Source organism: uncultured Ruegeria sp. (assembly GCF_947489545.1).
Lineage (GTDB): Bacteria > Pseudomonadota > Alphaproteobacteria > Rhodobacterales > Rhodobacteraceae > Ruegeria.
Map to the genome: position 1 here is coordinate 1 of NZ_CANLDZ010000034.1, position 12,615 is coordinate 12,615.

General features: G+C 56.2%; 4 protein-coding genes and 1 pseudogene. 2 read left to right on the forward strand and 3 right to left on the reverse strand.

Features of this window, described 5'->3' with window-relative positions; all coding sequences use genetic code 11:
- Positions 1-11: 11 nt before the first annotated feature.
- Positions 12-5,801 (forward strand): tandem-95 repeat protein, encoded by a 5,790-nt coding sequence (locus Q1B13_RS25115; protein ID WP_299085449.1) that lies wholly within the window; start codon positions 12-14, stop codon positions 5,799-5,801.
- Positions 5,802-5,917: 116 nt separating this feature from the next.
- On the opposite strand, the pseudogene Q1B13_RS25120 reads toward Q1B13_RS25115, so the two are convergent.
- Positions 5,918-6,326, reverse strand: a pseudogene (locus Q1B13_RS25120) (IS481 family transposase); the annotation flags it as partial.
- 407 nt (positions 6,327-6,733) lie between these two features.
- On the opposite strand from Q1B13_RS25120, the gene Q1B13_RS25125 reads away from it, so the two are divergent.
- Complete coding sequence (locus Q1B13_RS25125) at positions 6,734-9,358, forward strand: S8 family peptidase (protein ID WP_299085451.1); 2,625 nt, start codon at positions 6,734-6,736, stop codon at positions 9,356-9,358.
- Positions 9,359-9,580: 222 nt separating this feature from the next.
- Here Q1B13_RS25125 and Q1B13_RS25130 read toward each other — a convergent pair whose 3' ends face one another.
- The gene (locus Q1B13_RS25130) at positions 9,581-10,888 is read right to left on the reverse strand and encodes an HlyD family type I secretion periplasmic adaptor subunit (RefSeq protein ID WP_299085453.1); all 1,308 of its coding nucleotides are present in this window, start codon (positions 10,886-10,888) and stop codon (positions 9,581-9,583) included.
- 7 nt (positions 10,889-10,895) lie between these two features.
- The gene (locus Q1B13_RS25135) at positions 10,896-12,602 is read right to left on the reverse strand and encodes a type I secretion system permease/ATPase (RefSeq protein ID WP_299800729.1); all 1,707 of its coding nucleotides are present in this window, start codon (positions 12,600-12,602) and stop codon (positions 10,896-10,898) included.
- Positions 12,603-12,615: the final 13 nt, after the last annotated feature.

The window sequence follows — 12,615 nt, forward strand, 5'->3', positions numbered from 1 at the left end:
TTTCACTCGTTGTGCACGGAACCAATGATGCACCTGTTCTGGCGATTGTATTGCCTCCTCAATCTTCCGCGGAAGATGAGGCCATGAGCTTTGTTTTGCCGACGAATGCATTCACGGATGTGGATGGGGATGCGCTGAGCTTGAGTGCAACAATGGTTGGGGGTGCGGCCCTGCCGGGCTGGCTGCTGTTTGATGCGGCTTCGGGAAGCTTCTCGGGCACACCGCCCCAGGACTATACCGGGCAAGTCAGTGTCAAAGTGACGGCCAGCGACGGGTCGCTTTCAGCCAGCGGCACCTTTGCGCTCGAGATTACCCCTGTCAACGACGCACCTGTCGCGGCTGATGATGTGGCTCAGAGTTCCACTCCGATCACGGAAGATGTTGTGACCCAGATTGCGACAGCCACCCTTCTGGCCAATGACAGCGATATCGACGGGGATGCGCTGACGGTGACATCTGTGTCTGCACTGAGTGCGCATGGAGCCACGCTGACGCTGAACACCGACGGGACCATCAGCTATGATCCCACCGGCGTAGATGACATTCGGGCCCTGGCAGAGGGCCAGACCCTGACGGATACATTCACCTACACCATTGATGACGGCAATGGTGGGGAGAGCACCGCAAGTGTTTCTGTTGTTGTGCACGGAACCAACGCTGCACCTGTTCTGGCCCTTGCATTGCCGCATCAGTCTTCAGCAGAAGATCAATCCGTGAGCTTTGTATTGCCGGCGAACGCATTCACGGATGTGGATGGTGATGCGCTGACCCTGAGCGCAACGCTTCTTAATGGTGCGGCCCTGCCGGGCTGGCTGCTGTTTGATGCGGCTTTGGGAAGCTTCTCGGGCACACCGCCCCAAGACTATACTGGGCAAGTCAGTGTCAAAGTGACGGCCAGCGACGGGTCGCTGTCAGAAAGCGGCACCTTTGCGCTTGATATTACCCCCGTCAACGATGCCCCTGCTGCGGCTGATGACTTTGTTATCCAAAGTCCTGCGCCGGTTACAGAAGATGTCGTCACCTCGATTGATACCGCCGCCCTTCTGGCCAATGACAGCGATGTCGACGGAGATGTGCCCACGGTAACAGCTGTTGATGCCACGAGTGCGCACGGTGCCGCCCTGACGCTGAACACCGATGGCACGATCAGCTACGATCCAGCCGGCGCAGTTGCTGCTCAGACCCTGGCAGAGGGTCAGACACTCATTGACACATTTACCTATACGACCAATGACGGCAACGGCGGTGAGGACACCGCAACCGTGTACGTCCTTGTGCGCGGAACCAACGATGCACCTGTCGTAGTCGATGATGTGGCTCAAACTGCCACTCCGGTCACAGAAGATGCTATCGCCCTGATTGATGCAGCCATGCTTCTCGCCAACGACAGCGATGTCGAGGGGGATGCGCTAGTGATGACATCTGTGTCTGACATGAGTGCGCATGGGGCCACGCTGACGCTGAACGCCAACGGAACGATCAGCTATGATCCAACCGGCGCAGATGCTGTTCAGGCCCTGGCAAATGGCCAGGCCCTGACGGATACATTCACCTATACGGTTGAGGACGGTAAAGGCGGGGAGAGCACCGCAACTGTTTCAATCGTGGTTTTTGGAACCAATGATGCACCTGTCGCAGCTGATGATGTTGCGCAAAGTTCCACTCCGATTACCGAAGATGGTGCGACCCTGATTGATACCGCCACGCTTCTTGCCAATGACAGCGATGTCGAGGGGGATGCGCTAACGGTGACAGCGGTTTCTGCACTGAGTGCGCATGATGCCGCGCTGACGCTGAACACTGACGGGACCATCAGCTATGATCCAACAGACGCAGACGCTGTTCAGGCCCTGGCAGAGGGCCAGACCCTGACGGATACATTCACCTACACAGTCAAGGACGGCAGTGGCGGGGAGAGCACCACAAGTGTTTCTGTTGTTGTGCACGGAACCAATGATGCGCCTGTTCTGGCGATTGTATTGCCTGATCAGGCTTCAACGGAAGATGAGGCTGTGAGCTTTGCCCTGCCGGCCAATGCATTCATGGATGTGGATGGTGATGCGCTGACCTTGAGTGCGACGCTGGTTGGGGGCACGGCCCTGCCGGGCTGGCTGCTGCTTGATGCGATTACAGGGAGTTTCTCGGGCACACCACCGCAGGACTTCCATGGAACAGTCAATGTGATGGTGACGGCCAGCGATGGCTCGCTTTCAGCAAGCAGTGCCTTCGCGCTTGAGATTACCCCTGTCAACGATGCGCCTGTTGCGTCCGATGATGACGTGACGCAAAACGGGACCATCATTACAGAAGATGTCGTCATCCTGATTGATGCCGGCACACTTCTTGGCAATGACAGCGATGTCGAGGGGGATGCACTGATGGTGACAGCGGTCTCGGCCACGAGCGCGCATGGCGCTGCGCTGACGCTGAACACCGGCACGATCAGTACGATCAGCTATGATCCCACCGGCGCAGACGCTGTTCAGGCCCTGGCAGAGGGCCAGACCCTGACGGATACATTCACCTACACGGTCAAGGACGGCAGTGGCGGGGAGAGCACCGCAACCGTTTCTGTTGTTGTGCACGGAACCAATGATGCGCCTGTTCTGGCGATTGTATTGCCTGATCAGGCTTCAACGGAAGATGAGGCTGTGAGCTTTGCCCTGCCGGCCAATGCATTCATGGATGTGGATGGTGATGCGCTGACCTTGAGTGCAACGCTGTCTGGGGGTGTGGCACTCCCGGACTGGCTGGTGTTTGATGCGGCTTCGGCGAGCTTCTCGGGCACACCGCCCCAGGACTTCAATGGTCCTTTGGCTGTCACGGTGACGGCCAGCGATGGGTCGCTTTCAGCGAGTGACACCTTTGCGCTTGATATTACCCCTGTCAACGATGCCCCTGCTGCGGCTGATGATATTGTTATCCAGAGTTCTACTCCGATCACAGAAGATGTTGTCACTTCGATTGATACAGCCACCCTGCTTGCCAATGACAGCGATATCGACGGGGATGCGCTGACGGTGACATCTGTGTCTGCAATGAGTGCGCATGGTGCCGCCCTGACGCTGAACGCCAACGGGACGATCAGCTATGATCCAGCCGGTGCAGATGATGTTCAGGCTTTGACAGTTGGGCAGACACTCATCGACACATTCACCTATACGGTCGAGGACGGCCATGGCGGGGAGAACACCGCAACCGTTTCGATCGTTGTGCACGGAACCAATGATGCACCTGTCGCAGCTGATGATGTGGCTCAGAGTTCCAATCCGATCACAGAAGATGTTGTGACCCTGATTGATGCAGCCACGCTTCTCGCCAACGACAGCGATGTCGAGGGGGATGCGCTGACGATGACAGCTGTTTCTGCGACAAGTGCACATGGGGCCGTCGTGACACTGAACACAAACGGCACGATCAGCTATGATCCTACCGGCGCAGATGCTGTTCAGGCTCTGACAGAGGGCGAGACCCTGACGGATACATTCACCTATACGGTCGAGGACGGTAAAGGCGGGGAGAGCACCGCAACTGTTTCAATCGTTGTACATGGAGCCAATGATGCGCCTGTTCTGGCCTTCGCATTGCCCAATCAGGCTTCCGCAGAAGATGAGGCCGTGAGCTTTGCACTGCCGGCCAATGCATTCATGGATGTGGACGGCGATGCGCTGACCTTAAGCGCGACGCTTACGGATGGTACGGCCCTCCCGGACTGGCTGGTGTTTGATGCGGCTTCGGGGAGTTTCTCTGGCACACCGCCCCAGGACTTCTACGGCACATTGAGTGTCACGGTTACGGCCAGTGACGGGTCACTTTCAGAAAGCGGCACCTTTGCGCTTGAGATTACAGCTGTCAACGACGCACCTGCCCTGGTTAATGATATTGTGGGTGACAATATCGTTGGCGTCAGTGAGTTTCTGGTCAACGAATTTACCAATAACGCTCAAACCTCCTCGAGCGTTACGACCCTCGCCAATGGTCATTTCGTCGTAACATGGCACTCTTGGGACTGGCGGCAAGGCGATCCATCTGGTTCTGCCATCAAGGCCCGTATTTTTGATGCGAATGGCGACGAGATCGTCAGCGAGTTCCGCGTCAATGAATTCACCGATGGCAATCAAGGGTTCCCAAGCGTCACGGCCCTCGCCAATGGCCATTTTGTCGTAACATGGCATTCTGAAGACGGGCAGCCAGTTACGTCTCCATCTAACATCGTTACGGATCCATCTGCCACCAAGGCGCGGATTTTCGATGCGAATGGCGCTGCGATCGTCAGTGAGTTCCGCGTCAATGAATCCACCAATGGCGATCTAGGATTCCCAAACGTCACAACCCTCTCCAACGGCCATTTTATCGTTACCTGGCAGTCTCTTGACGGGCAACAAGGTGATACTGATAGTCATGCTATCAAGGCCCGTATTTTCGATGCAGAGGGTGTTGAGACAGTCAGTGAGTTCCGCGTCAATGAATTCACCGATGGTGATCAAAGGGGCGCAAGCGTCACAGCCCTCTCCAACGGCCATTTTGTCGTAACATGGTATTCTGAAGACGGGCAGCAAGGCGATACGTCTCAAACTGCCATCAAGGCCCGTATTTTCGATGCGAACGGTGTCGAGATCGTCAGCGAGTTCTTGGTCAATGAGTTTACCAATGAGGATCAAACCAGCCCGAGTGTGACAGAACTCGCCAATGGCAATTTCGTTGTCACCTGGACGTCTGAGGACGGGCAGCAAGGCGATACGTCTCAAACTGCCATCAAGGCCCGGATTTTTGATGCGACTGGTGATGAGGTTGTCAGCGAGTTCCTGGTTAATGAGTTTACCAATAGCTGGCAAAGCAGCCCGAGTGTTGCAGAGCTTGCCAGTGGCCATTTTGTCGTCACCTGGCATTCTAATGATGGGCAGCATGGCGATACCGATTCACATGCCATCAAGGCCCGGATTTTTGATGCAAATGGAAATGAGATCGTCAGTGAATTCCTGGTCAATGAATTTACCGATGACACTCAATGGTCTCCAAGCGTCACAGCCCTCGCCAATGGTGACTTCGTCGTGACCTGGCAGGCTTGGGACGGGCTGCAGGGCGAAACGTCTCCAAATGAAGATATCAAGGCGCGTATTTTTGATGCGAACGGTGTTGCTCGAAATTCTGACATCATCACAGAAGATGTTGTGACCTTGATTGATACAGCCACCCTTCTTGCCAACGACAGCGATGTCGAGGAGAATGTGCTCGCGATGACAGCTGTTTCTGCCACGAGTGCGCATGGAGCCGTCCTGACGCTGAACACCGACGGGACGATCAGCTATGATCCAACCGGCGCAGACGCTGTTCAGGCTCTGGTAGTAGGCCAGACACTGACGGATACATTCACCTATACGGTCGAGGACGGCAATGGCGGGGAGAGCACCGCAACGGTTTCAGTTGTTGTGGACGGAAGAAACGAAACGATTTTTGGCACCGTTGGCAATGACACACTATACGGTGGCGAAGGCAATGACACACTATACGGCGGGGCTGGCAACGACACCCTTTATGGCGGCGGTGGCGATGACTATCTGTATGGCGGTACTGGGAGCGACGAATTTGTTTTTAACGACAGTTTTGGACACGACACGATAAGAGGCTTCCAAGATGGCAGTGACCTTATCAGAATTGATATTGCAGGTATCTCCTACTCTGATCTGGCCATCATATCGAGCGGTTCAGACACAGAAGTCTCTGTATCCGGGCACGGTACGATTACCTTAAGCAGCGTTGTTGTGCCAAACCTGACTGAAGACGACTTCCTCTTCGGGTAGGTTGGCTCCTCTCAAAGACAGACTTGGACACCTTCATATGGTGCATTGCGACGCCGATGGGAGCAGGAGCCACCCACCCCATCGGTCTGGTAGCGGTTGTGCCTAGCTTTTAAGTCCGGCATCTGGTGGATCGGATCCAGGCTGAATCTGTCTGGCTCTGATGTCAAGATTTTGCAGATGTATTCGTAGGGCGTGAGACCAGAGAGCCTCTTGTGGCAGCGAGCAAAGTTCTAAGCATCAAGGAAGTCGCCCAGATGTGTGCAAAGCTGGTCGTGGCTGTCATAGTGGTATCGTTTAATGGTCGCGTCCTTGATTATGCAGCTCATGCACTCAACCTGACCGTTGGTCCGCAGATGGTTTGGCTTGGTCAGCCGATGCTCAAAGACCTCCCACGCCGCCTTGCGATTATCCTTCTCCACCGGCTGCGCGATGGCGTCCGATCAATGGCTACAAAGAGAAAAGCTTGCCTTCTTCGGTTCTGACTTCGGCGATGTCGATATGAAAGTAACCAATGGGGTATCGTTCACAACTTCAAACCCTGGTGGACCGGACCAAATTCCATTGGATTGCAGACCGCCTTAATTTGGATTGATCCGAATTCATTCATTCGGTCTTTGCGGCTGGATTGAGGTGGTGAAGCCCCTGCCGCTGACCTCATGGCGAGCGCATCTTCATTGGACTGTGTTGGTGAAATGAAAATCTGGCCTGCGCGGGGCGGGCCATAGTTGGTGCCTATTTAAACATAGGATTTTGGAATTTCACAATGCGGCCGCCGCGTCCCAGTATTGGGTAGGAAACGAATGGCTCGCCACATCCGCAATAAATTCAGTCTGTTACTTGCGAGCCGCGTGGGTCCGGCGGGTCATCGGTATCAACAGCTCGCAGTCGCAACCGAGCGGTTACAATTTAACAGCTAAAGAATAGTAATCATCATGCGCCTGTTTAAGACGTTAGCCCTGACTACGATGGCCATTGTCACCTTGGCCACCTCCGTCTCTGCAAATATCTATGCAGGCCAACTCACCTCCTACTCAGATCAACAGGTCTTGAGCTACCTCGTCCGCGAACATGAGCTAGATCCATCAACCTTCGAGGATGCACACGAATACATCCTCATGAACCGGCCCGAGATTTTGGAGGAATACCTCCGTCAAACCTTAGACCGGGCGCCAGACACCCGTCGTTTTTCCCCTTCGGAGCTCAGCGTTAGGGAGACCTTCGGAGTTGGTTCGATCGCCCTCGGGATCGCCGCAGTTGGGGTCGCAGGTTCTTTCGCAGGCGGTGGTGGTGGAGACTCTGAGACAGGCTCCGGTCCAAACCCAGACCTTGGCACTCCAAATCCAGGTCCCGGCGCTCCAAACCTAGACCCCGATGTCCCGGCCGTTCCCGATGTCCCCGACGTTCCCGATGTTCCCGATGTCCCGGCCGTTCCCGATGTCCCGGCCGTTCCCGATGTCCCGGCCGTTCCCGATGTCCCCGGCCCTGACGATCCCGCCTACTACCGAACCCCGGAATTCAACCGAAACTATGCCTTGTCTCTGATTGGCGCCGATGAAAAATACGCTCAAGGCTGGCGAGGACAAGGCGTAAAGATTGCAGTCCTGGACACGGGCATTGATGTCGAAAGTCCAGAATTCGCCAACCTTCCAAACGTCGACAATAAAATCGACTTTGACAGCAGCCATTCCTACTTTGTCGGAGACCCAAACGATATTTCTGAACCTGACGGTCATGGCCGTAACGGTCATGGCACGCATGTTGCCAACATCGCGGCAGGCAGGAAAGACGGTCAAGGCCTGCACGGCGTTGCCTTTGAATCCGAGCTTGTCATCTTCAAGGGAATAAGAGCACGGGGCAACACCGACATCCGGCTCATGTCAACTACAGAGATGTGGGCTGATGCCATACACCGCTCCATCAACGCCGGGGCTGCCGTCATGAACAACAGCTGGGGTTACCTCGATGACAACGGTGTCAGCGTTCCAATCACCGATTTCAAAAGCGCGTCCGATCTCAGCGCATTTTTTGAACCCGCCCGCTTCCAAGCTTTGATTAAAGCCCTGAATGACGCCAAAGCGGCTGACTTGATGATCGTTTTTGGTGCAGGCAACGACGGCCTGCCCGACGTCTCAGTCAGTGCAGGTCTTCCAGTCGTTCTGGACGATTATCTCGGTCACTTCATCGCCGTAGTGGCGGTCCGTGAAGACAAGAGCCTATGGCACTCCTCCAATCACTGTGGCGTCGCAATGCACTTTTGCCTCGCTGCGCCAGGCGCAGGTGTCATTAACATCCCCGACGGCAACGGCTTCGCTCATTTGAACGGAACGTCCATGGCCGCCGCCTATGTCACTGGAGCCTATGCCGTATTGAAGAGCCAGTGGCCACACCTGACCGCCCCCGAAATCGCACAGATTTTGTTCGACTCAGCTGAAGATCTCGGTGACCCCGAGACCTTCGGGCATGGCCTTCTGAATCTGGCCAACGCCATGCATCCGATGGGTGAACTTGTTGTCTACCAGGGGAACTCCACCGAGAGCGAGGCGATCCCTCTCGCCAAAACGGGCATCGTCGCGAGCGGCGCCCTGGCGCCAGCCCTCAACCAGGCCCTCGCGGGACAGGTCTTGATGGTTGCAGATAAGTATGCGCGCGGATTTGAGCTTGCTGCCGGCGCCTTGGTCTCCGAACTCAAGGCGCCAAGACCTCGTCTCACGATCGCAAAGGAAGTAAAGGTCAGCGACACCCTGACAGTCATGCGTTCAAGTCACAGCACGGGTCTCCGTTTGGATGGAGATGTATCCTCCTATGAGGTAAACCTCGGAGAAACGGATCCAGACGCAGATCCATTTGGACAGCTTCTGACAGAAGACTACGCCATCGGACATGACTTCCAGCTGACAGACGCGCTTGCGTTTACGACTGACCATGCAATCGGATCATCCACGGCCTCCTTCTCAAGGACCAGCATAGGGCTTGAAGCAAAAGACAGGGATGGGTCAGGCTTTTCTGCCCAGTTCGGCCTTATGGAAGAAAGCGGCACAGTCCTTGGATCCCGCTTCATGGGAGCCGCAGGTCAAGACGGACGCAGCGCGACATCATTCCTGACGATATCGGGATCTGTTGCTTTTGGGCAAGACACGCTCCTGACAGTATCGGGCACGCAAAGCAGGACAGATTTCCGGCAAGAAGGTTTGATCACTGGCGGCGAAAACCTGGTGGGGCGTGCTGGCAAAGTCTCAATCAGCCAGCAGCATTTTCTCGGCAGTCCGGGTACGATGAGCTTGTCTGTTTCCAGTCCGCTCCAGATCTCCTCTGGTGAGATCTCAATCGACCTCCCGCAAGACAGGGTTGCAGCAGTGGCCGGTCAAGAAAGCACGGGCGTGACAAGAACCTTCCAAACCGTGGAGATTACATCTTCAGTGCGGCCGATAGATATAGGCCTGACTTATCAGATTGTTTCGGATGCTCCTGGACCGGACATTCTGTTTAACGCAGGATACCGCGCACGCGGCGGGGATCAAAATCCCTACATTGGATTTGTGTTCAGTCACAGGTTTTGAAGCGCAGTGAGCGAAGCCCGATCGCAGGGAACAATTCCGCCGCCGCCAAAGCCGAGCAAGTCTTCGGATGATCAACGACCTGTAAGTGGAGTGTGGCTCACGTGTTTAGCGTAATTCCAGGGTATTAGGTTACTGATGTTGGACTGTTTATGGCCGTTTGCGATGGCGGCCAGGGTTTCGGTGAGCCACGCACCGCTGACGATGAACCACCTGCTTGACAGATTACTCTTCGCGCATGGCATGGGCGATCTGATCCTGGATTGGTTTGATCAGATAGGACAGGATCGTGCGATCGCCCGTCTGGATCAGCGCTTCGACCGGCATGCCCGGCATCAGGATGTTGCCGTGTATCTTCTCCCGTTCTCCCTCCAGAAACCGGAGCCGCACGGTGAAGAAACTCATTCCGGTTCCCTCATCGAGGGTCGTTTCAGCAGAAATCGTGACGACCTGACCTTTCAATTCCGGTGTTGTGCGCTGGTTTAAACCAGGCAGGCGAATGGTCGCCTGCTGACCCGTGAAGATCTGATCGACATCTGTCGGGGCGACCTGCGTTTCGATAATAAGCGCGTCTTCTTTTGGAACGATCAACAGGACGGGTTCAGCCGGGCTGATGAAGCTGCCTTCTGTGTGCACGTTGAGTTGATGGATAAAGCCTGACCGTGGTGCCCGGATATCCATGCGAGAGAGCTGGTCGACAGAAGCCGCTTTCTGCTCTGCCAGGCGCGCAATCTCACTGCGCGTTTCCTGAAGGTGTTGAAGCGTCTCAGCAAGGTAGTCTTCTCGCAACTGCAGGATCTGAATACGTCTTTCGCTGATTTCCAGCTCGGTGCGGGCCGCTTCGGCCAGCAATGCCCCGTGCTCACTTCGCAGGCGGGTCTTGTCCCTGCGGACCGCCAGAACCCGGTTTGTGGCGACGTAACTCTTTTCCAGCAGTTTTTCGAGCCCGACAAGTTCCATATCAATCAAGTCGATCTCTTCTGCCTTGGCGTCCGCCTGAACCTCGAGATTGTTGATTTGGCTGTCGAGCTGATTGATTTGCTCATGGAGTTGATCCGTCCGCCCCACCAACCCTGCCAGTCGTGCAGCCCTAAGCTGGCGCTGTCCTGCGACAATACGAGATATCTCTGCATCAGAGGCACGGCTGGCGATACTCTCTGGAAAGACAATGTCTGTCGCGTTGTCCCGTTCAGCAATCAGGCGTGCTTCCGTCGCAACCAGTTCGTCAAGCTGCTGACTGACGACCGCAAGGTTCGCGCGGGTGACCGCATCGTCAAGACGCAGAAGAAGGTCACCCGCCTGAACCACATCGCCATTTTCCACAAGAATATCTGCAACAATGCCCCCTTCCTTGTGTTTGAGGGTTTTGACATTGGATTCGACAACAATGGCGCCGGGCGCGATGACCGCCCCGGAGATTTGCATCCATGCAAACCAGGTGATGAGGAACGCGAGAAGCGCGCAGAAGAACAGGCCAGCGCCCCACAGATGCCGCCTGATGCTGCGACGCAGTGTTTGGACAGTTTCACTCATGTCTTCGCTACACCGCCCGAACCGGTTTGGGGCTTTGCGTGAGAACCTGCTGCAGGACGTCTTCCTTTGGCCCGAAGGCCTGGGCGCGTCCCTCCTTCATGAACAAGACGGTATCCACGCCTGCCAGTGCGCTTGGCCTGTGGGCAATGACGATGACAATCGAACCGGTGTCCCGCAGGGCACCGATGGCCTTGGTAAGGGCGGTTTCGCCTTCAGAATCGAGATTGGAATTGGGTTCATCCAGGACGACCAGGAACGGGTTCCCATAAAGCGCGCGCGCCAGGGCGACGCGCTGCATCTGCCCGCCGGACAAGGTGATGCCACCCGGTCCAATCTCGGTGTCATAGCCATTCGGCAGTGACTTGATCAGCGCCTGCGCATCGGCAAGCTCTGCCGCTTGGATGATATCCTCCGGAGGAGCTTCCATCTGGAAGCGGGATATGTTCTGGGCCACGGTTCCGGCAAAGAGCTGGATATCCTGTGGCAAATAGCCAATAAACTCACCTTGCCGATCCGGCGCCCACTGGAAGAGATCCGCGCCATCCAGCCGGAGTGAGCCGCGCAGCACCGGATAGACACCAACCAGGGTCCGTGCCAGCGACGATTTACCAGCGCCCGAGGGGCCAATGACACCGAGCCCGTCCCCTGCCTCCAGCGCAAATCCGACATTCTGAAGCACCGGATGGCCTACCGGACCCGAAACGACATTTTCCAGGGCCAGAGTTTTGGACGGCAATGGCAATTCCATGCGCTCAGGGTCTTCCGGGCGACCTTCCACGACATCCCGAAGGCGCTTGAACCCCTGTCTGGCCGCCACAAATCCGCGCCACTGGCCGACCGCCATCTCAACCGGAGACAGCGCCCGCGACGTCATAATGGAAGCCGCGATCATCACGCCAGGCGTGATCTCCTGACCAATGGCCAGCCAGGCGCCTGTTGCCAACATGGCGGATTGCAGCATGAAGCGGAAGGATTTGGTGATCGTGCTAAAGAGGTTCGCCATGTCTGCGGCATGCCGCTGTTTTGTGAGAAAGGTTCCATTGAACGCCTCCCACTGCTCTTTCAGCGTTGCCGTCATACCCATGGCCCGAACGGCCTCGGCATTCCGCCTGCCCTGTTCAACAATGGCCGCGCGTTGAACGGCATGCCGGTTGGCTTCTGCCGACGGCTTGCGCGATACCAGTTCATTCAGGCCGATCAAAATACAAATGAAGACCGCGCCCCCAATGGCGACCAGTCCAAGGATCGGGTGAAAGACATAGATGATGGTCAAGTACACCGGCATCCAGGGAAGATCGAAGATCGCTGTCGGTCCGGGTCCAACGAGGAACTGGCGCACGGTTTCGAGATCGCGCACCGGGTCGAGTGTTTCCGCCTTGCGGCCGATCAGAACCGGCAGCGTGATCGAGCATTCATAGCTTGTCGCAGAAAGCTGTGCATCGAGATGCTGACCGACGCGCAGCAGGACACGCGAACGGATGCCCTCGAGGAGGCCATAGAACACATACATGCCACCCGCCAAACCAGCCAGCACGATCAGCGTCGGTACCGAACCGCTCGCCAGCACCCGGTCATACACCTGCAGCATGAACAGCGATCCGGTGAGCATCAGGAGATTGATCGGCAGGCTGAGCAGGCCAATGCCTGCGAGTGTAGAACGGAGTGCCTTCAGGCACTCCGCAACAAGCCCGTCCTGGGAGCGTGAATGCGACACCATGCGTCGTGTT

What these genes read in the sequence shown, in the direction of transcription:
- Q1B13_RS25130 (WP_299085453.1), bottom strand. Translation starts at nt 10,888, where the DNA reads ATGAGTGAAACTGTCCAAACACTGCGTCGCAGCATCAGGCGGCATCTG.
- Q1B13_RS25125 (WP_299085451.1), top strand. Translation starts at nt 6,734, where the DNA reads ATGCGCCTGTTTAAGACGTTAGCCCTGACTACGATGGCCATTGTCACC.